General features: G+C 51.6%; 15 protein-coding genes and 1 riboswitch. Of the genes, 9 read left to right on the top strand and 6 right to left on the bottom strand.

Annotated elements, in window-relative coordinates; all coding sequences use genetic code 11:
• Positions 1-39 precede the first annotated feature (39 nt).
• Together map and AC6I7T_RS24700 are read left to right on the top strand one after the other, a co-directional pair.
• The gene (map, locus tag AC6I7T_RS24705; RefSeq protein WP_497790429.1) at positions 40-780 is read left to right on the top strand and encodes a type I methionyl aminopeptidase; all 741 of its coding nucleotides are present in this window, start codon (positions 40-42) and stop codon (positions 778-780) included.
• 50 nt (positions 781-830) lie between these two features.
• The gene (locus AC6I7T_RS24700; RefSeq protein ID WP_497790428.1) at positions 831-1,355 is read left to right on the top strand and encodes a YybH family protein; all 525 of its coding nucleotides are present in this window, start codon (positions 831-833) and stop codon (positions 1,353-1,355) included.
• A gap of 50 nt (positions 1,356-1,405) precedes the next feature.
• Here AC6I7T_RS24700 and AC6I7T_RS24695 read toward each other — a convergent pair whose 3' ends face one another.
• The 4 genes from AC6I7T_RS24695 to AC6I7T_RS24680 all read right to left on the bottom strand — a co-directional run bounded on the left by AC6I7T_RS24695 (position 1,406) and on the right by AC6I7T_RS24680 (position 9,910).
• The gene (locus AC6I7T_RS24695; protein ID WP_497790427.1) at positions 1,406-3,598 is read right to left on the bottom strand and encodes a PAS domain S-box protein; all 2,193 of its coding nucleotides are present in this window, start codon (positions 3,596-3,598) and stop codon (positions 1,406-1,408) included.
• 342 nt (positions 3,599-3,940) lie between these two features.
• A complete protein-coding gene (locus AC6I7T_RS24690) occupies positions 3,941-5,392 on the bottom strand; it encodes an efflux transporter outer membrane subunit (protein WP_497790426.1) in 1,452 nt (483 codons plus the stop codon).
• Positions 5,389-6,681: an efflux RND transporter periplasmic adaptor subunit gene (locus AC6I7T_RS24685; RefSeq protein WP_497790425.1), complete on the bottom strand. Its 1,293-nt coding sequence runs from the start codon at positions 6,679-6,681 to the stop codon at positions 5,389-5,391. The genes AC6I7T_RS24690 and AC6I7T_RS24685 overlap by 4 nt, the downstream gene beginning before the upstream one ends.
• Before the next feature lie 49 nt (positions 6,682-6,730).
• Positions 6,731-9,910 carry an efflux RND transporter permease subunit gene (locus AC6I7T_RS24680; protein ID WP_497790424.1) on the bottom strand — a complete coding sequence of 1,060 codons (3,180 nt, stop codon included), beginning with the start codon at positions 9,908-9,910 and terminating at the stop codon, positions 6,731-6,733.
• A 135-nt stretch (positions 9,911-10,045) separates the two neighbouring features.
• Between AC6I7T_RS24680 and AC6I7T_RS24675 the strand changes: the two genes are divergently transcribed.
• The 4 genes from AC6I7T_RS24675 to AC6I7T_RS24660 all read left to right on the top strand — a co-directional run bounded on the left by AC6I7T_RS24675 (position 10,046) and on the right by AC6I7T_RS24660 (position 12,958).
• A complete protein-coding gene (locus tag AC6I7T_RS24675; RefSeq protein WP_497790423.1) occupies positions 10,046-10,996 on the top strand; it encodes a LysR substrate-binding domain-containing protein in 951 nt (316 codons plus the stop codon).
• Between the two features lie 55 nt (positions 10,997-11,051).
• Positions 11,052-11,146, top strand: a riboswitch (Fluoride riboswitch).
• Positions 11,147-11,263: 117 nt separating this feature from the next.
• On the top strand, positions 11,264-11,638 hold the full coding sequence (gene crcB, locus AC6I7T_RS24670) for a fluoride efflux transporter CrcB (protein ID WP_497790422.1): 375 nt from the start codon (positions 11,264-11,266) through the stop codon (positions 11,636-11,638).
• A 219-nt stretch (positions 11,639-11,857) separates the two neighbouring features.
• Positions 11,858-12,583, top strand: a complete 726-nt coding sequence (locus AC6I7T_RS24665) for a DUF190 domain-containing protein (RefSeq protein ID WP_497790421.1) — start codon at positions 11,858-11,860, stop codon at positions 12,581-12,583.
• A gap of 30 nt (positions 12,584-12,613) precedes the next feature.
• A complete protein-coding gene (locus AC6I7T_RS24660) occupies positions 12,614-12,958 on the top strand; it encodes a DUF190 domain-containing protein (RefSeq protein WP_497790420.1) in 345 nt (114 codons plus the stop codon).
• 41 nt (positions 12,959-12,999) lie between these two features.
• Here the strand turns inward: AC6I7T_RS24660 and AC6I7T_RS24655 are convergent, their stop codons facing one another.
• Positions 13,000-13,893, bottom strand: a complete 894-nt coding sequence (locus AC6I7T_RS24655) for a chromate resistance protein ChrB domain-containing protein (RefSeq protein WP_497790419.1) — start codon at positions 13,891-13,893, stop codon at positions 13,000-13,002.
• Between the two features lie 116 nt (positions 13,894-14,009).
• Between AC6I7T_RS24655 and AC6I7T_RS24650 the strand changes: the two genes are divergently transcribed.
• Genes AC6I7T_RS24650 through AC6I7T_RS24640 form a run of 3 tightly spaced genes read left to right on the top strand, consistent with a single transcriptional unit; the run spans position 14,010 to position 19,829 of the window.
• On the top strand, positions 14,010-15,473 hold the full coding sequence (locus tag AC6I7T_RS24650) for a TolC family protein (RefSeq protein WP_497790418.1): 1,464 nt from the start codon (positions 14,010-14,012) through the stop codon (positions 15,471-15,473).
• A gap of 3 nt (positions 15,474-15,476) precedes the next feature.
• Positions 15,477-18,644: an efflux RND transporter permease subunit gene (locus tag AC6I7T_RS24645; RefSeq protein ID WP_497790417.1), complete on the top strand. Its 3,168-nt coding sequence runs from the start codon at positions 15,477-15,479 to the stop codon at positions 18,642-18,644.
• 3 nt (positions 18,645-18,647) lie between these two features.
• A complete protein-coding gene (locus AC6I7T_RS24640; protein ID WP_497790416.1) occupies positions 18,648-19,829 on the top strand; it encodes an efflux RND transporter periplasmic adaptor subunit in 1,182 nt (393 codons plus the stop codon).
• Positions 19,830-19,891: 62 nt separating this feature from the next.
• Here the strand turns inward: AC6I7T_RS24640 and AC6I7T_RS24635 are convergent, their stop codons facing one another.
• Positions 19,892-20,644, bottom strand: a complete 753-nt coding sequence (locus AC6I7T_RS24635; protein WP_497790415.1) for a TIGR00266 family protein — start codon at positions 20,642-20,644, stop codon at positions 19,892-19,894.
• Positions 20,645-20,754: the final 110 nt, after the last annotated feature.

Below are 20,754 nucleotides of genomic sequence, written 5' to 3'. Positions count from 1 at the left end.
AGAGCAGACCTTGATATCCTGATGATCAGGAGGTCTTTCGTGTCTATTGATTCGCCTGAAGATCTCAAGGGCCTGGAGCGCGCAGGGCGCATTACTCGTCTTGTGCTTAACGCAATGAAAGCCGCCGTACGTCCTGGCATCAGCACACTGGAGCTGGACGCCGTGGCAGGCTGTGTAATGCGCAAGTACGGCGCAAAATCCGCACCACGGATGGTCTACGGATTCCCTGGAGAAACCTGTATCAGTGTTAATGACGAAGTCGTCCATGGAATTCCCAGCTCACGCAAGCTGAAAGCGGGAGATCTGGTCAAGATGGATGTGACAGTGGAGATTGGCGGCTACATGGGCGATGCTTGCGAAACGGTTGCCGTGCCGCCGGTCCGCAAAGCAAATCAGCAGCTAATCCAATGTGCTCAGCAGGCATTCCATCGCGGAATGGAGCGCGTAAAGCCTGGTATTCGCGCCTATGAAATAGGAGCGGCAATTCAGCATGAAGTCGAGCGACAGGGATATTCAGTCGCTCAAGACCTTGCAGGACATGGAATTGGCCATACAATCCATGAGGCTCCCATCATTCCGAATTGCCGTGATTTATCCTGCTCAGATTTGATCACGGAAGGACTGGTCTTCACTATCGAGCCCATCATTACCGCAGGTGGTCCACGTGTGGTCACAAAGAGGGATGAATGGACAATCCGTACCCGCGACCGTTCGTTTGCCGCGCATTACGAACACACACTAGTCGTAACCGCGTCAGGAGCGCGGCTGCTCACGGCATAGCTGCTGGGTGTTCGCAGGATTTTGCCCGTTGAGCTCTGTCTGGAGAGGAAATGCGATTTGTCCGTTTCAGTTTGACAGTCCTGGGACTCGTCTGCGCCTCTGTTGGCTGCATGGCGGCACCGCAAGAAGCAAACGCTAAACGTGCTGCCATGCAGAGTATAGCTACGGCAAATCCTGCTCCACCACAGATAGCCGAACTACGGATTCTGTGGACTAGTTATTTGCAGTCCAAGCAATTGGCTAAATTGACGTCTCTTTACAGTAGGAATGCGATGTTCCTTGATTCGACAGGACAAAGAATCATCGGACAGCAGAATATTGGAACGTTATTCCAAAATGTCACGACAGCTTTTAACGTCAGCATCAATCTGTTCAATTTGATGACAGAGATGTCCGGCGATCTAGCCTACGAAAGTGGCAATTACCAGGAAACGCTCACACAAACAGCAACGGGAGTCCCCGAAAGCATTCACGGAACCTATATCATGCTCTTCAAGCGGCAGGCAGATGGAACATGGAAGATCATCGAGCAGATGTGGACACAAGCTCCGACTATCGCCAATCAGAAGCAGTAAGCCTTGCTCGAGCACGGTCCAGTGCATTTTGAGAAAGCTGATACACCATCTCAACTTGCCAAAGGAAGTTCTTCCGACTGTTTTCTGGAGACACTTTGGGAGGGAAGGAAGATAGAAAATGCCGTCCAGCTCTTGGTTGGACGCATACTACTTCTTAACTGGATATGACCTGATAATGCAGAGACAATCGAGTGGCTAATCCAAAGTCCTAAGCCTGTCCCGACATCCTGCTTTGTTGTAAAGAAGGGCTCAAAGATCTTGTGCCGGTATTCCTTTGGAATCCCCTGCCCTTCATCCGCAATCGTAATCCGGACTCCTTCACACGGATTTTTTCGCCAGGAGATCCCTGAAGAAACACGCACTCGGATCTTACTTCTCGTTTTGGCCGCATCAATGCTGTTGTTCAGGAAATTAGCAAGAAGCTGTCGAATCTCACCCGGGACAGCCAGAACACCGGGATCTGAACGCACCTCCAGTTGAAACTCAACACCCTTGGACCTCGCACGCGATGAAGACATTGCGATGAGTTGCTGAAGAATTTCTTTCAGGTAGATCTTTTTTGCCCCGTGATGTTCTCGATAGAAGCCCAAGGTCTGATGCGTGATGAAGGATACTCGCCGAAGCTCTTCTTGAGCCAAGGAAAGGTATTCCGCAACCAGCTCGGGATTACCCGCCTGATTCGTTGCCAAGTAGACAAGGTTGGTAATAGCTTCCAGTGGATTGTTAATCTCGTGAGCGACGGTTGCCGCTAAGCGCCCGACAGAGGCAAGCTTCTCGGAGACGAGTAACATCTCTTCCATCTTCTTCTGTTTGGTTATATCGCGCGCAATTTTGGCCGCACCTATCACCTTCCCTTCGGGGCTAAGTACGGGAGAAACGGTAATCGATACATTCACGCGCGAACCAGATTTTGTTACACGTACTGTTTCGAAGTGCTCAAGGCGCTCTCCACGGCCAATCCGATCGAGAATCAGATCTTCTTCTTCAATCAACTCGGGAGGAATAATCGTCCGGATAGAACGCCCAATCATCTCTGCAGAGGTATAGCCAAATAATCTCTCTGCACCGGGATTCCAACTGGTAACGATGCTGGTCAGATCCTTACTAATAATTGCATCATCGGAAGACTCGACAATTGCAGCCAGCCTAAGGCGCATTTCCTCCGCCATTTCCTTAGCGGTTATGTCCTGGATAAAGCAGCGGCTGCGGATAAATTCATCACCGCTCCATGCGGAATTGGAGCGCAAAAGAATATGGCGAATCGACCCGTCCTTACACCGGAGCTGCACTGGAAAATCGATAACATCTTCGCCACGTTTCAGCCTCTTCCAGAACTCCTGAAACGCTTTCCCATCTACGTAGAACCTGCTCAGAGGCTGACCAATATATTCTTCCGGCTCATATCCAAGGAGATCAAGCAAAGACCGGTTTGCCCACAGGATTGTTTGATCGGCTCCAACCTGCTGAACAGCCTGGGGAGCATTTTCAAGCAGATCAGTTAGCTCATCCTGGCGTTGCGCAAGCTCCTGCTGCATGTGCTTACGTTTAACGACCTCAACTTTAAGCACCTCCGCCTTCTGTTGAAGAAGAACAATCACCTGTTGCCGTTCGTCTTCGCTTCCGGCCGAAGAGTATTCCTCTCCAGGAATGACAAGAGAATGTAAGGCGCAGAGATGCTTTAGCGTCTCAGCATCTCCCTCACGAGGAAAATTTTCTAGAGGATAGGCGCAATGCAGGGAAAATTGATAGCTTTTGGCGATCTGATTCCATAATGACTCAACAGCTATGGCGGCCTCTGTATCTCCTCGTTTCCAGAGAATGGCTACCATCTCTCCAAAAATCGAGACGGGAAGATGGCGCTCGATAATTGCCGCCGTAACCTTTTCCAGCAGACCGCCAACGACTTCAAAGAACCGCTCTTTATCAGGAAGAGCTCCAGACATAAAACGAGATAGTACTTGCTCAGCATCGAGAGAGAGAAAACGTCCTTGACTTTCCGCCAAAGATAGATCGATGCCTAGATAGCGCAGGCGCTCTACGATGAGTTCGCGGTGTGCAGGTGTTGCGATCACAATCGCGCCGCCTCCCGAACCTAACGCGGCACCAAAAGAACGAGCTAAACCATCGAGCAGAAAGGAAGAATCATGGCCATAGAATTGAACAACATGGCGATGCGTCTCATTTAGGATTTGGTTGCCCTCTTCTGAAGCGAAACGGGATTCCTCAACCTCATTCGAGCCCATCAAATAACCTCCCCACGAGCAACCACGATCATTAACCTTTTTACTGGCCTTGTTTTCTATAGGTTGGATAATAGCCCTGGAACCGAGAACCTTATCGACACAAAACAACCTGCGACATACTGCGATGCACACATAAGGCTTATTTCTGGCCACATCATTCAAATATGTCTTTTGGAAAGTGGAAGCTGGGCAGATATCGTGTTTGCCCAAAATCTCTTATATCGGAGAAGAAGAAGCCCGCGCAACCTAGATGCTGCGCGGGCTGTGCCTACGACATTTTTGCTCGGAACGGACTCTGATTCCGTATTTGCCTGAGCTCTAAATGCTTGGGGGAGGGCAACTCTATAATTTTGGCAAGCTTGCGCGATCCCAGCCGCCGCCTAAAGCTTTGATCAGTAAAACGCTGGCATCCATTCGACGACGCATAATGTCAATATCGTTACGCTCGTTCACCAGTGCCGCCGTTTGAGCCGTAATTACCTGGAGGTAAGTATCGACTCCTCCCTGATATCGGTTCGTGAACAGCTGCAATGACTCCTGAGCAGAAGAGGTCGCCTGCTGCTGCTGCTGCGCTTCCTGTTCGAGAATCCGCAACGCAGCAAGATTATCCTCGACTTGCTGGAAAGCAGTCAGTGCTGTTTGCCTATAACCGGCTACAGTAGCGTCATAACCTGCGATGGCAGAATTAGAAACCGCGCGACGGCGGCCCGCGTCGAAGAGCGTCTCCGCCGCCTGCGGCCCAACGCCCCAGAATCGACTTGGCCAATTCAACCAGTTTGTGATGGATTTACCTTCAAACCCGGCACTCGCATTCAAAGTGATAGTTGGGAAAAATGCAGCCTTCGCAATTCCAATCTGCTCATTTGCCTCCGCAACACGACGCTCAGACGCGGCAATATCCGGACGACGTTCCAATAGTTCAGCAGGCATTCCAATCGGGATTGCAGGCGGTTGGGAATTAAGCGGAACAGCAGGAAGCTGGAAATCCGCGGGCTGCTTCCCCAATAGCACGGCGATAGCATGCTCATACTGCGCTCGGATCACGGTGATGTCGGTGTCTTGAACCTCTGCCGAATGCAGCTGTGTCTGTGCTTGCGCTACATCCGATTTGGGTGCTGCTCCACCTTCAAAGCGATTCTGTGTAAGCTGTAGAGCGTCCTTATAGGCAGTTACCGTATCGTCCAGCAGCTTTTTTTGAGCATCGGCACTGCGGAGTTCGAAATAGTCCATCGCCAGTTCGGCATGAAGGCTCAAGCTGGCAGTCTCAAAATCGGCGGCCGTAGCCTGGGCTTCTTCCCTCGCCGCATTCACAGTTCTCCTGATCCGGCCCCAGAAATCCGCTTCATAGGAAAGATCGAACGGAAGCACAAAATCACCTGTTCCGTTGTTGCCGGAAGCAGAGGGGAAATAAGGCCGATTCACAGATAAACGCTCATTCGAGATACTTGGCGCGGTAGAAATTGTAGGAAATTCCGATGCCCGGTTGAACCGGATCATGGAGCGTGCCTGACGGAAGCGCGCCTCGGCTACCTTTAAATTCTGGTTGGAAGTGGTCAGTTCTTCTTCCAATGCGTTCAGCTGCGGGTCTCCAAAAACCTCCCACCATTTGCCACGCAGCACTTGGTCCTGAGGCTTCGCCGACTTCCAATTACCAGCTTCCTTAAAAGACTCAGGAACCTGTTCCTTATAAGCAGGGGCCGTGGGAACTAGAGGTTTTACATACTTAGGTCCCACCATACAGCCTGCCAGCAGCACGGTAGCGAGACTAAGAAATCCTAGACTGAGAGGCTTCACTGCTTTCCCCCTCCCGATTGCTGGTCATTCACCTGAACAGGTTCTCCACTTACAAGAGAATCGGACGGGTTCACAATGACAGCATCCGTCGGTCGCAGCCCAGCGATAACTTCCACAGTACTGCCATAGTCACGTCCGATATGAACCGGTATCAGCTCGGCATGGCCATTCCGCACGACCCCTACACGCAGACCTTCGGAACGAAAGAGTAGAGTGTTGGCCGGAACCGTAACCGACTGCACGTCGGAAGAGTGAATCATCTGCGGAACTTTGAGATGAACAAAGGTATAGGCTCCAGGCTTAATCGTTTCCTTCCCATTTTCGACGTCCACTTCCACATTCAAAGTACGGGAGGCAGGATCAATCGCACTGGCATTTCTCACCAGCGTTCCTTCGAAAACCTGATTGGGAAACTCGTCGAGTGTTAGGGTGGCCTTTGCTCCGTTCTGAGCCGCCTGCGAATAAACCTCAGGGACAGCTACATACACACGGAGCTTATTAATTGCCACTAAATGGAAAAGCTCCTTCGGCGTCGAGGTAGCACCGGCATCAATCAGGGCACCAATATCCGTATTACGCGCTGTGATCACGCCATCGAAAGGGGCATAGACCTTCTCAAAGGACTGCAGCTGCTCTAGCCTGCGAACATTTGCCAGACTCGACTCCACAGCCGCTGCCTTTGCGCTCTGATCGCTAACGGCCTGATCGGTTTCCTGCTTCGAAACCGAGTTGGTCTTTAACAGATTTTGCCAACGAGCAGCCGTCGTGCGCGCAAGCTGCGCATTGGCTTCAGAGCTCTTCAATTCTGCACGAGCCTGCTGCAGCTGCTGATCGATCTCCGGCGTTTCAATCTCGGCTAGTAATTGACCTTTCTTGACATGAGCGCCAATATCGACATACCAGCGCTTCAAATAACCATTCGTCCGCGCATAAATCGGAGTATCGCTGAAGGCCTGAGCATTGCCCGGTAGAGCAATCTCCAGTGCCGTAGAGGTGGTTCCCGGACGCACAACACTCACGATAGGAACTGCTGCCTGCTCGGTTCTTTTTGCCAGATCCCCTTCGGCAGCCGCACGAGCGTGAATTCCGGAATACACGACAGCACCAAGAACAAATACGAACACAAGCACCACAATGACGATCCAGTGAATTGGAGTAGGTTTTTGTGCATGCTCTTCAGGACCGACAACATGCAGGGGAATGTGCGGATGTACTTGTCCAGCAACCTGCTCCGATCTTGATTCTTCGGTCTGCCGAGTTTCAGCTTGATTAACTTCACCTGTGCTCATTACGACACTCCGTTCGTTTACGGTTTCTTGCATTTACAAATCACGCTAACTAAACATGAATAGGTTGCGGCTGATTTTCTTTTTTCGACTGCATATCCGACGAGGTATGCCCGCTGTGCAGCAGACTAAATACCGCAGGTACAAATACCAGAGTTGCTACGGTCGCACAGAGAAGACCGCCGATTACGGCACGTCCTAACGGCGCATTCTGCTCGCCGCCTTCTCCCAGCCCCATTGCCATCGGAATCATTCCGATAATCATTGCTAAGGCCGTCATAATAACGGGACGGAAACGAGTACTACCGGCCTCAATCGCGGCCATTACGGCATCGCCATGAAGCGTTAATCGTTCCTTAGCAAACGAGACAACCAGGATGCTGTTAGCCGTCGCAACACCCATACACATGATGGCTCCCATTAATGCCGGAACACTCAAGGTCGTATGCGTAATAAAGAGGAACATCACGATACCGGCCAAAGCCGCTGGCAGAGCCGTGATGATGATGAACGGATCCAGCCAGGACTGGAAGTTCACCACAATCAGGAAGTACACCAGAATGATGGCAAAACCCAAGCCTGCCAGCAGTCCGATATAGGAACTCCTCATCGTTCCATACTGTCCGCGAATCGTCATGAAACTGCCGCGGGGAAGAGACTTCCTGTTGGCATCAACGATTTTCGAAACTTCCCGCCCCACAGCTCCCAGATCCCGACCCTGAACCGAAGCATAGATATCGACGACACGACGGATGTTGTAGTGATTCACGACAGCCATCTCATTCGTACGCTGGATCGAAGCCACATCGGCAAGAATGCCAGGCCGAACCATATTGGGTCCGCTGATCGGCAGAGCCTGCAAATCCTTCCCCGATTGGATGTCATACTGCGGTGTCTGCACAACCAGGTTGTATGACACACCATTCTTCGGATTCAGGAAGAACATCGGTGCTGTTTGAAAGCTGCCATTTAGGGAGATCAACATGCTGCTGGCGATATCGCGTTCGGTAAAGCCTGCTTGTTGAGCTTTAGTACGATCGACTTCGACATGAAGTTTCGGATAATCGAACTTTTGCTGAATACGAGCATCGGCTACACCCGGTACATGCTGAATCTGCTGCAGTATCCGATCGGCAACCTGCCGGTTCCCTTCGATATTCGCGCCATCAATCTGAATATCAAGAGGAGCAGGGAGACCGAAGTTCAGCGTCTGCGTCACGATATCCGCAGGCAAGAAGTAGAAGGTGATACCGGGATATTGACGCGGCAACGATTCACGCAGACGGCGGACATAATCGGCCGTGGGATGATGCTTCTCATTGAGAGATACCAGTATGTCCGCGTCGGCCGCACCGATTAGTCCAGACCGGCTATAGACATAGTTGATATTGCTATAGGGCAGTCCCATATTATCCAGGATGTTGTCCATCTCCCGGGCGGGGACCGTCTGTCGAATGGCATTCTCTACCTGATCGCAGAGTCTCGCCGTTTCTTCAATGCGGGTGCCAGTCTTGGCGCGTATGTGGAGAATGAACTGTCCGCTATCGGTGTCCGGGAAGAAGTCCTGCCCCAGCCACGGGACGAGAGCGAATCCCGAAAGGAAAACTACCAGAGCCGCCGGAACAAACATCTTCCGCCGATGAACCAAGCCAATCAGCGTCCGCTGGTAGGAAAGCCTTACGCGCTCAAAGACACGCTCAAAGCCATGCTGGAAACGGGTAAAGGGGTTACGCGATGTTGCCCGGTTATGATCCTTGTGCCTGAGCAGATACATCGCCAGCGTCGGAACCAGGGTTCTCGACAGGATGTAAGAAGCCAGCATGGCAAAGATAACAGCCTCTGCGAGAGGAACAAACAGATAGCGAGCCACACCACTCAGGAAAAACATCGGCAAGAACACGATGCAAATACAAAGTGTCGAAACCAGGGCCGGTACAGCAATCTGCGCCGCACCGTTCATGATTGCGTCATGTAGCGGTTCTCCCTCTTCCAAATGACGCTCAATATTCTCGATAGTCACCGTTGCATCGTCGACAAGGATGCCGACCGCCAGCGCCAATCCACCCAGAGTCATAATGTTGATGGTCTCGTGCAAGGCGCTAAGAACCATGATTGAAGTCAGGATGGATAAAGGAATAGAAATGGCGATAATCAATGTGCTGCGCCAGCTTCCCAAGAACACAAGAATCATGATCCCGGTAAGAGCAGCTGCAATAATGGCCTCGCGGATTACGCCATTCACCGCCCCACGTACAAAGATCGACTGATCTGAAAGCGGTTGAATCTTGAGCTCTGGGGGGAGGGTCTGTTCAACTCGCGGCAGTATCTGGCGAATTCCCTTGACGACATCGATTGTGGAAGCATCGCCGGCCTTCAAAACCGTTACCAGCACGCCACGATGTCCGTCTTGGCGCACAACGTTCTGCTGCGGAGCAAATCCATCGCTTACCGTGGCTACGTCGTGAACGTAAGTCGTGGTGCTGCCTACAGTCTTGATAGGCAGGTTATTCAACTCTTCAACTGTCTTGGGGTCGGCATTCAAATCGACGTCGTATTCGAATTCGCCAATTTTCGCCGTACCCCCAGGAAGAATCAGATTCTGTTGATTGATGGCGTTCAATACATCGGTAGCCGAAAGCCCCCTCGCCTGCATTAACCCGGGATTCAGGCTGACCATGATCTGGCGCTGTTTACCGCCAAAGGGAAATGGTACGGAAGCCCCGGGAACAGTCACCAATTGCGTGCGCAGAAAGTTCAGCGCAATGTCGTTGAGCTGAGGTTCTGTCAGGTTCTTACCGGACAAACTAAGCTGCAAGATCGGAACCGTCGAAGCATTGTAATTAATGATCAGCGGTGGCAGAGCTCCAGCAGGCAACTGACGCAGAATTGTCTGGGAAACAGCGGTTATCTGTGCATTCGCTCGATCGATACTCGCATTAGGCTGAAGATAAACCTTGACGATTGACGTGCCATTCACCGTCGTTGATTCGATATGCTCGATATTATCGACAGTTGTCGTCAATACCCGCTCATAGACAGTCGTGATGCGTCCTTCGACTTCCTCAGGATTCAGACCTGTATAAGTCCAGGAGACAGCAATGACAGGGATATTAATGCTCGGGAAAATATCCGTCGGCGTCCGGAGAATCACTATCGGGCTGACAATCAGCACCAATAGAGCCAAAACAATAAAGGTGTAGGGCCTATTGAGGGCGACTCTAACTATCCACATGCAACCTGTATCCTTATTGCCCTGACGGTTCCGGGCGCGGAGTATCGACGTCGTTATTGATTCGCCAGTAGTTGAGCAGGTCGCAAAGTTCCTTCAGATAGCTATTATCGGAAAAACCGATACACTATTATTCTTATGGAGCTACGTCATCTTCGATACTTTTGCGCAGTAGCAGAGTGGCAAGGTTTCAGCCAGGCGGCAAGGAAGCTGCACGTTTCCCAATCGGCAATCAGCGAGCAAATCGGCGATCTTGAAAATGAAATTGGTGTTCAATTGCTGCATCGGGATAAGCGCCAGATAAGTTTAACAGTGCATGGAGAGGTCTTTCTTCGAGAAGCGAAAAGGATCCTCCTGGAATCCGAGAAAGCGGTCGAACTCACCAGAAGTTCGATGCGCGGAGAGATCGGGACACTTTCTATTGGCTTTTTTGTATGGGGAACAGGCAGTTTTTTCCCAAGCCTGATTAGTGAATTCCGTAGACGCCACCCTAATGTGCGCCTTTCACTTCATGAATTAACTCCGTCCTATCAAATTGAAGCATTTCTGACCGGAAAGATCGACGTGGGATTCACGCGTCCTCTGGAGCCGCCCTTCGACCGCACCCTAAAATCCGAACTTCTTTATGAAGACCCGATTGTGGCGGTATTGCCTAAGACTCACCCCTTGGCGAGGGGTCCGGTATCGATTCATGACCTGGCAAGCGAAACATTTGTCCTGTGTGACCGCTTAACTTCGCCAACTCTTTTTGACGTCATCATCTCTCTTTGTCGAAAAGCAGGCTTCTCCCCCAGAATCACTAACACCTCTACCGTCTGGTCGGGAGTACTTACGTTGGTAGAAGCCGGGGAAGGCATCGGTCTGGTACCTCTTGGACTGAGGCATTTGATGTCAAGCAAGCTGATGTTCTGCCCGCTTCAAGACAGTACGGCAAGCGTAGGCTTGGTACTTGCCTGGAGACCTAACGCTGACAGCATCATTCAAAAAGCATTCCTTGACCTGGTTCGCGAATTCAGGCCTCAAATCCGAGATTCCATCCGTGAATTATCGAGAGAGAAATCTTGCGGAATCGACCGGCCTGGTTGTTGAGCAACAGAAGAGAGAGCGGTAGACAGTCCACCAGCCAAGCGATATCTTAAAAGAAGTTGTTTGTGGTGAAGGAGTTCACCACAGGCATTTCAAAAAATGCCTTAACCGCTGTCCCTCATAAGCTGGACAGATGATGACTCCTAACGGGAATCCCGTTACGGAGTCATGTCTTTAGCGAGATTCCCCTTAAAAGTGAAAACCGATATACCAGGGCCAAGCGCTCCTCTTCCGAGCGACAACAGCTCTGCGGAAAGAAAGGGGCAAGTCTTGCAAAAATATCTGCTGATTGCTGTTGGCGGAGCCTTTGGCTCAGTTGCCAGATACTGGGTTACGTCGTCCATAACAAACCGTTCAGGTACCCGATTTCCTTATGGAACGCTGATTGTCAACATCTCGGCCTGTTTCTTGATCGGCTTTTGCTTAGCCGTTCTCAATAGCAGATCGGAGATTCACCCCGCCTGGAGATATCTGGTACCAATCGGCTTTATCGGAGCATACAGTACCTTCTCTACCTTCGAATGGGAAACAGTAACCACCATTCAAGCTGGAGGCTTTCCGATAGCCCTCGTCTATATACTGACGAGCCTTATTCTCGGCTTTGTTGCAGTTTGGGCGGGTATAGCTATAGCCAAAGTTTTGTAGTGAAAGTGCTTCCTTACAGGGCTATCATTCTGTCCGGCAAAAGCAGCCTCCAGTTGGGATACTGCCTGCTCTCGCTATACCGCTTCAAAGAAAGAGTAGCGGTATTAACGCTAAACGCTGGTTTCTCAAAGCGATACGCCGGGGCCGACCTATCCGGAACGACTCGCGCCAGGCCGACCTCTCCGGCAAGAAGTTCCAGCGCATAGGAAAGGAGCTCCCATGCTGCAAACCGGCAAAGCTATTAGAGTTTCTATTCTTCTGAGCGAGGGAGACACCCGCCACGGAGTCCCCTTGCTCAGCACCATACTCGATTACCTCTACTACCGTGGAGTCGCGGGAGCAACTGTGCTCAAGGGCATTGCGGGATTTGGAGCCGACCATCGCCTCCACACCTCCTACTTCCTCGATGTCTCCGATCATCTTCCCATCAAGATTGAATTCACCGAAACACAGGCAAAAGTAGAGGAGCTACTAGGCAAGCTGGAGGAAATGGTTGGACCGGGAATGATTGAGCTTCAGGAAACCACCATTGTCAAAGCATTACAAGCTCCCAAAGCTCCGGCAACCCATATGCCTGAACACATCAAAATGGAAGGCAAAGCAAAGCTCATGCGAGTCTATATCGGGGAGAGCGACCGCTGGCGGGGGAAACCCTTGCACGAAGCTCTCGTAGAAGCTATGCGAGCAAATGATCTCGCAGGCGTCACCGTATACAAGGGCATCCTCGGCTATGGTGCCCATGGACGTATGCACAAAGACAAGCCTCTGAGTCTCTCCCATGACGCCTCTATCATGCTTACCGCCGTAGATGTTGAGAGCAAAATTCAGTCCTTTCTGCCCGTTCTGGAGGAAATGGTCGAAGAGGGGCTGGTGGTTTTGTCCGATGTAGATATCGTGAAGTACGCTTATCGCGCATCTGAAACCGCCATTAGCGCAGCATCATGAGACATGTGCAGCGAAGGAAAGGAGGGCAGCATGCATATCAAAGAAGATTTCTCGGCAATGATGCTGCGTATTCATTTCTGCGAAAGTGATCGCTGGCAGAACAAACCCTTGCATGAAGCACTTATGGCCAAATGCCAAGAGCTTGGCATCTATGAAGCAATTGTTTACCGAGGTATCGAGGGCTTTGGCACAAGCGCACGAATCCACCATGCGAGTGCGCTTCCCTTTAGCAAAGACGCCCCACTCATGATGAGCATTATCGATACGGAGCCAAACATTGAAAGGCTTCTGCCACACCTGGATGCAATGGTGCAAGATGGCCTGATTGCAATTTCAAGAGTGGATGCTATCCGCTACTCAAGAAACGCGGCCTGATAACAGAAGGAAATCTATTATGGCAGGGGATCAGATTGATACTACTTAATCGTGTTGTACAGAGCCTCAATCAACTCCCCTCCACGATCGAGAATCTCCTGATCTGTTAGTTTCTTCCCTGCCCAGGATTCCAGGACGCAGTCCAAGCCTATGGCTTCATAACGACCATATTTGCCATCCGCAAGATCGGCATCATGGATGGCCTCCGCTATCCGCATTATCCTGCGGTCCTGGATACCGAAGCTCTTCATAAGCGTCTCGAAGGTGCAGTCCTCTCCTACGTGACTAAAGCCTTCAGCCACACCAAACATGTCAAAAGGAATCGCCTCAGGAAATGCAGCGGGCGAAGTAGCAAAGCGGAATTGAGCCTCAGTATCGATAAAACGGCGAATTAACCACGCGGAGCTCACGCGATCAATACCGGGACGAGGACGGGTCAACCATATCTTGCCTGTATATCGAGCTTTCGAAAGAATCCGTACCCGCTTTTCCTTTTTCTTGGGAGAGGTAATCTGAAGCAACAATTCTTCAATGTGCTTACGCTCAGGGGAAACAAAGAAATCAATCTCATTAATCTCTGCAAAGCGACGCCGAAGCCGATGGAGAGAAACTTCGCCACCGGCCTGTTTTTTCGCACCGAGTAGTTTTTTCAGCTCCCGTTCCAAAGCCAGATAATCTCGCTTGCGTGCATCCAGAAAGCGGGACTTCAATCCCTCCGAAGAGAGATCGTCAAACGAAAGCACTTCCGCAATTGAGGCTTGACCTTTATGGGAACGTACTTCCGCTGCTATCCATTCCAGCCGTTCACGATTGCCCGCAGAGTTGGGAAGGATATATCCGGAGGTCTCGAGGGGCAACGCTCCATAGCGCTTCAAACGACGCCATACGGACACACGGGCGCTGGCGTGCTTCGCCGCAAGCCGGAAAAGAAGCACCAGCCAATTTCCTTGTTGCTCTCCAGTCACCCTTTTATGCTATACCTGTAACACAATCTCGAACAACGGAGAGATCCGCCAGCCCATGTTCGAGACAAGCTTCCCCTGGAGTCACGATGTCCCGCTTTTCGTGGGTACTTCCCCTTATGGTGATCCCATTCCCCCTACAGGCTCAATCTCTCCTGCAGGACTACTCTTCCGTTATATCTATAACAGCATCGAGGCAAATAGCAGCAGCGGATAGTCCGGTCCAACAACAGTCAGCATTGACGCTCCAGGCCGCCATCAACCTTGCCTTGACAAACTATCCATCTGTCCAGATTGCGCTACAAAGAGTTCTCGCGGCAGACGCCAACGTCCTGCAAATCAAGACACAAAATCTTCCGCAGGCTAATCTCTTATGGCAGACCAATCGCAGCACTTATAACAACATCACAGGTCTGATGATGCCGCAGGGGACATTGCCTTCTCTTTCTGGCACGGTGCTGAACACAACTTCCAATCGTTCGATCTGGAATAGCGCTGGAGGGCTCCTCGTGGGATGGGAACCGACGCGATTTGGCTATCGTCATGCCGAAGAAATTGCAGCGCGGGCAGCAAAGGATGCGACTCAAGACGAACTCTCTTTGACCAAGCTGGCTGTTGCTACGGCAGCAGCTACGGCTTTCCTTAACGTCACTGCAGCACAAGAACAGGTCAGAAGTGCGCAAGCCGATCTCGATCGGCGGAAGAGCTTTGCCAATACTATCCACAAACTTGTCGATAACCAGCTTCGCCCCGGGGCCGATGCCTCCGAAGCAGATGCTGAGGTTGCAGCGGCACAGATTCGGCTGATTCAGGCGACAACCGCAGTACAAATCGGGATGGCGGCGCTTAAGGAACTTCTCGCGATTCCGAATATGCAGATGCAGCTAGACGGCACTCCGTTTCTCCAGACACCGGCTTCGAGTTCAAGAGAACAAGCAGTGAATACTCATCCATTCGTCCTGGAACAAGAGCATTTGCAGCAACAGCAGAAAGCGGAAGAGCAGGTCATCTCCAGAGCCTATCTGCCTCGCTTGACTTTGGAAGGACTCATCTCCGGACGTGGCAGCGGTGTAAGTCCTAACGGCACCCTGCATGGTGGCACGGATGGTCTTGCTCCCACACGAGAGAATTGGGCCGTAGGAGTTCAGGCTACCTTTGCTCCCCTGGATTACTTTTCCATTCGAGAGCAAAGGAAGATTGCCGCTGCGAAAGAACGTTTGCAGGAATTGAACTACAAAAAGATTTTCGCACTCGTAAACAGGCAAGTTGAACAAGCGGATGCCCGATACAACGGCGCTCTACAGATTGCGCAAAACACGCCCGTTCAGCTCCAAGCAGCTCGTATGGCAGAAAGCCAGGCGCGTGCACGTTATCAGGCAGGTCTTACCAATATAGTAGAAGTCACTCAGGCCGAAGCGCTTTTGCAACAGAGCGAAGTACAGGACGCGCTTGCACGCATCGACACCTGGCGGGCCCTCCTCGACCTGAATGCCGCGCAGGGCGACATAGCTCCCTTTCTCAATCAACTCAACAGCAATGCAGGAGGCCATTGATCGATGTGGATCATCCGCCACGCACTCCGCCGTCCCTGGACTGTCCTGGTTGCTGTAACAGCAATCGCACTTTGCTGCATCCTTGCGCTCACGCGGATGCGCATCGATATCTTTCCGAATTTGAATCTGCCTGTCATTTATGTTGCACAGCCTTATGGCGGCATGAGTCCTGCGCAGATGGAGGGTTTTCTCACCTACTACTACGAGTATCACTTCCTTTACGTCAATGGAATCGAGAGCGTTGAATCCAAATCGATCCAGGGAGCGGCGCTTCTCAAGCTCACCTTCCATCCCGGCACAGATATGAGCCAGGCATTGGCGCAAGTAATTGCCTATGCAAATCGGGCACACGCATTTATGCCTTACGGATCGGTCCCGCCCTTCATCATCCGCTACGACGCGGGGACAGTGCCCGTTGGCTATCTGACTTTCACCTCACAGACACGAACGCTTGGAGAAATTCAGGATCTTGCGCTAAACCGCATCCGTCCTCAGTTTGCTACGCTGCCGGGAGTATCGGCGCCGCCTCCCTTCGGAGGAAATCAACGAACCATCGTGATCAGTGTCGATGCAGCCAAGCTTCGCGCTTACGGAATCTCACCGGAAGCCGTTACGCAGACAGTCTCCAGCGGCAACATCATCATTCCGGCAGGAACAGTTCAAGAAGGCGACCTTCAGCCAATTGTTCCTACCAACTCGGTAGTCCGCAACATTCAGGAACTGGGGGAGCTACCATTACATCCTGGATCCGGACCGTCCGTATACCTGCGTGACATTGCTCAGATCCAAGATGCCAGCGATATTCTGGCAGGCTACGCTGAGATTGACGGGAAACGTGCAGTTTATATCCCCGTCACGAAACGACCCGATGCCTCAACGATTACCGTAGTCAACGAGGTGAGACAGAACCTGGACCGCTTCCGCTCACTGATTCCTTCCGACATCCAGATTGACTACCGCTTCGATCAATCTTCTTACGTACGTGATTCTCTTTGGACCGTCGTGCGCGAAGGACTGCTTGGCGCGTTGCTCACCGGGTTGATGGTCCTTCTATTCTTGCGCGATTGGAGAAGCTCTCTGATCGTCGTCATCACGATTCCCTTCGCACTGCTTACCGCCGTGGTTCTGCTTTGGATCAGCGGACAAACAATCAACATTATGACGCTAGGAGGACTAGCTCTAGCTGTAGGTGTCTTGGTCGATGAAGGAACGGTAGTTATCGAGAATATTCACGCCCATCTCGAACGTGGAACCCACAGAGCAATTGCTGTTCTGGAAGCAAGCCGAGAAGTTGTTACGCCACGATTTTTAGCCATGCTCTCAATCCTGGCGGTATTCGTGCCTTCCTTCTTCATGACGGGAGTAACCCAAGCTCTTTTTATTCCTCTGTCCTTAGCTGTAGGGTTTGCCATGATGGCGTCGTACCTGCTTTCCGGATCGCTCGTTCCGGTACTCAGCAATTGGCTCCTCCCAGCCCAGTGGACGCATCGTGACGCGGAGAATTCACAGCCTCGTTTTCTACTCAAGATGCACCTCTGGTTTGACAAGGCACTAGAGAAGCTTATGCCCAGGAGAGGATTTGCCATCTTGCTCTATGGAGCGGGAACGGTTCTAATCATCATTCTTGTGGGCCTTCATCTGGGTAGAGAGCTGTTCCCCTCTTCCGGCTCCAATCAAATTCAGTTACGATTCAACGCTCCCGCAGGAACACGCGTCCCCGCTACGGAACAAATCATCCATAAAGTCCTCGATGCGATTCAAAAAGAGGCTGGCGATGGGAATATTGAGAGCACGCTTGGCTACGTCGGACTTCAAGGTGCAAGTTATCCGATCAACACCGTCTATCTTTGGACAAGCGGCCCGCAAGAAGCGGTCTTCCGGATTGCCTTTCGTCCGGATGCGAAGATCGATATTCCACACCTGGAGGAAAGATTAAGAAAAGAATTTGTGTCGGAGTTCCCCGGCAGCACCTTCTCCTTCCAGCCTGGAGATATTGTTTCGCAGATCATGAATCTGGGTGCCCAAACTCCGGTCGAGGTCGCTGTTGAAGGAGCCGATCTACAACAGGTTCGGGCCTATGCCGCACAAGTTCACGATGCAATGGAGAAGGTTGCAACACTGCGCGATCTGCAATATGAAGAACCTCTCGATTATCCGAGCATTAACGTAAACATCAATCGCTCGCTTACAGGACAATTAGGTTTGACAGTCGATCAGGTTGGACGATCGATTCTCATTGGCACCTCCTCCAGCCGTTTTGCAATTCCGAACTATTGGGCGGATCCTAAAACAGGCGTTGGCTACCAGGTGCAAGTTCAGATTCCGCAAACTCAGATTCACTCGGCTCAGGATGTGGCCAATATTCCCGTAGGAAAAGAAGGAGCACATCCTCTGGTTGGTGATCTGGCCCAGGTAAACGACAGCAAGGTAATCGGTGAATATGACAGACGAAACGGCCGTCGTATGGTACTTCTCTCCGCCAATACATCGGGAAGAGATCTAGGGAATGTCAGCAGATCGCTGGATCAGGCCCTTGAAAGCATCAGCCCGGTTCCCAAGGGACTAACTGTAGAGATACGCGGACAGATCCTTCCAATGCGCCAGACCTTAGTAAACCTAAGTATAGGTCTAGGCTGTGCGGTTTTGGCCATCCTTCTTCTGTTAATGGCTAACTTCCAATCTCTGCGATTGGCCTTGGTCGTCATGTGCTCTACACCTGCTGTCCTGGCCGGTGTAGTATTGGCGCTCTGGCTTACGGGAACTACTCTGAACGTTCAGTCGTTTATGGGAACAATCATGGCCCTGGGCGTTGCGGTTGCTAATGCAATACTTCTTGTTACTTTTGCAGAAGAGTATCGGCGTAGTGGAATGTCGGCAATGGACGCAGCCAGGCAAGCCGCCAGAACACGCATGCGCCCGGTACTGATGACCAGCATGGCAATGACTGCAGGCATGATTCCGATGGCATTCGCGCTTGGCACCGGAGCCGAAGCGACTGCCCCGCTCGGTCGAGCCGTCATCGGGGGTCTGCTTGCAGCCACCTTGGCTACTCTTCTCTTCTTACCTCTGATCTTCACCTTGCTACAGTCCAAGGCCACCCGCGAATCGGTCTCTCTGGATCCCGAAGATCCGGGTAGCTCCTTCGCCTCTCTTTATTCTTCGGAGAAATAGCTTATGCATCGCCTGAATTCACGCGCATTGAAAGATCTGGTTGTTTATCGGGTTTTTGGATTTGGACTTGCAGCGGTATTGATGCTCTCCGGATGTTCGAAGAAGGAACACGCGCAAGCTGCACAACAACCGGCAACCAGAGAAGTCATCGTACGACCGGTTACAGTAGAGCACAACTTGCAGACTACTTTGTCGCAACCGTCAGAACTCGTTCCTTTCGAAACCGTCTCTATCTATCCCAAGGAGACAGGTTTTCTGCAATCGATTTCCGTTGATCGTGGCTCCACCGTCCGCAAAGGTCAAGTACTCGCCCACCTTGTTGCCCCAGAGATCGATGCACGACGCGCGCAAGCACAGGCACAGTTCGAAGGGGCCAAGGCTCAACTAGCCGCTGCCCAGGCAAAACTCGCCTCAGAGGAAGCAACCAGCAACCATCTCCACGACGCAGCCAAAACCCCGGGAGTAGTTGCGGGCAATGATTTGACGGTAGCGGAACAGCTCGTTCAGGCAGACAATGCCAACGTCCTTGCCGCAAAACACACCGTCGATTCGCTACGTGAAACCCTCAGAGCGGTCAACACACTCCAGCAATACTTAACGATCACAGCTCCTTTCGACGGAGTTGTTACCGAACGGAATGTTCATCCTGGAGCATTAGTGGGACCTTCAACAAACTCTCCAACATCTGTTCCTCTGCTCAGAGTAGAAACGTTGAACCATCTCAGGCTCATTGTTCCCGTTCCTGAAGCCTATGTGGGAAAAATTCCAACTGGCCAGAAAGTCGACTTTACTGTTCCTGCATTCCCTGGACGTAAATTCACCGGGGCCATTGCGCGGGTTTCAGCAGCGATTGATCAAAAAACACGTACCATGCCAGTGGAACTAGATGTCTGGAATCGTGACGGGATACTTCCCCCTGGAACGTATGTTCAAGTGCAGTGGCCCGTCGTACGGGAGGGCACAACCTTTCTCGTCCCCCGAACTGCAATCGCTACCGATCTGGATCATAGCTTTGTCATCGCTGTGCGTGATGGCCGTACCAAGTGGATCAATGTACAAACGGGCATAGCGAAAGACGATTTGGTAGAGGTCTTTGGCGATCTCCATCCGGGAGACTTAACGTTAGTTCGCGGTTCGGACGAGATACGCCCCGACACTCCAGTTAAGCCGGTTCTGCAAAAGTAGATTGGGTCAGCGCCAAAGCAGGAATCCAGTGTTTCAGCTCAAAGGCTGAAACACTGGAATTGCTATTTCATTCCGTTGAGAATTGAGCCGACAATCCCACCTATGCTTCCGTCGCGGTTGGGCTCTCCTTCTCTAGGCATATACTCCAGAATCTGATGGGCAAGCTTTGAGATTGGCAGGGTTTGCAACCAGACACGTCCTGGTCCGGTAAGAGCCGCCAGGAAGATACCATCGCCACCGAAGATCATGTTTTTGATGCCACGAACCACGGTGATTTGGAAAGCAACACTCGACTGAAATGCACCGACATGTCCCGGATGCACACGAAGCGTTTCTCCGGGGCGAAGATCCTTAACAATCAGCTCTCCGGAAAGTTCCAGCCAGGCAACACCCTGCCCACTAACCTTCTGTAAGAGAAATCCATCGCCGCCGAAGATACCTGCGCCAAGTGACTGCTGAAATCCAACGCCAATCTCAATCTGTGAAGTTGCACAAAGGAAGCCATGCCGATGAATCAGATATTCACTTCCAGGGCCGACATCAACAGGAACGATGTGCCCGGGCACCTTCGTGGCAAAGGCAATTTCTCCTTGAGCGCCCACCGCCCGATACTCGGTCATGAACAAGGTTCCACCACCAGCAACTCTTCGGATTACGCCGAAAAGCCCGCCGCCACCGCCGAACTGGGTATGAGTTGTCATCTGAATAGAACTGCTCATCCAGGAAAGTTCACCCGCCTCGGAAATAACTCCTTCATTCGGCTCAAGCAAAAGCTCAAGAACGGGCATCGTGGTACCCGTGATACGACTTTGCACAATTCACTCCTGACCAGGGACAAAGGGGACTTCAGTTTACCTTGATCCCCATGATTTCGTTAGATTTTTCCACCGGAACCTTCATTCATTCTTAAGGTCCAGCCAGTAAA

The sequence above is a fragment of the Humiphilus diazotrophicus genome, assembly GCF_059726315.1.
This window is presented reverse-complemented; position numbering and strand designations above follow the sequence as displayed.

What these genes read in the sequence shown, in the direction of transcription:
- AC6I7T_RS24700 (WP_497790428.1), top strand. Translation starts at nt 831, where the DNA reads ATGCGATTTGTCCGTTTCAGTTTGACAGTCCTGGGACTCGTCTGCGCC.
- AC6I7T_RS24695 (WP_497790427.1), bottom strand. Translation starts at nt 3,598, where the DNA reads ATGGGCTCGAATGAGGTTGAGGAATCCCGTTTCGCTTCAGAAGAGGGC.
- AC6I7T_RS24685 (WP_497790425.1), bottom strand. Translation starts at nt 6,681, where the DNA reads ATGAGCACAGGTGAAGTTAATCAAGCTGAAACTCGGCAGACCGAAGAA.
- AC6I7T_RS24680 (WP_497790424.1), bottom strand. Translation starts at nt 9,910, where the DNA reads ATGTGGATAGTTAGAGTCGCCCTCAATAGGCCCTACACCTTTATTGTT.
- AC6I7T_RS24675 (WP_497790423.1), top strand. Translation starts at nt 10,046, where the DNA reads ATGGAGCTACGTCATCTTCGATACTTTTGCGCAGTAGCAGAGTGGCAA.
- AC6I7T_RS24665 (WP_497790421.1), top strand. Translation starts at nt 11,858, where the DNA reads ATGCTGCAAACCGGCAAAGCTATTAGAGTTTCTATTCTTCTGAGCGAG.
- AC6I7T_RS24660 (WP_497790420.1), top strand. Translation starts at nt 12,614, where the DNA reads ATGCATATCAAAGAAGATTTCTCGGCAATGATGCTGCGTATTCATTTC.
- AC6I7T_RS24650 (WP_497790418.1), top strand. Translation starts at nt 14,010, where the DNA reads ATGTCCCGCTTTTCGTGGGTACTTCCCCTTATGGTGATCCCATTCCCC.
- AC6I7T_RS24645 (WP_497790417.1), top strand. Translation starts at nt 15,477, where the DNA reads ATGTGGATCATCCGCCACGCACTCCGCCGTCCCTGGACTGTCCTGGTT.
- AC6I7T_RS24640 (WP_497790416.1), top strand. Translation starts at nt 18,648, where the DNA reads ATGCATCGCCTGAATTCACGCGCATTGAAAGATCTGGTTGTTTATCGG.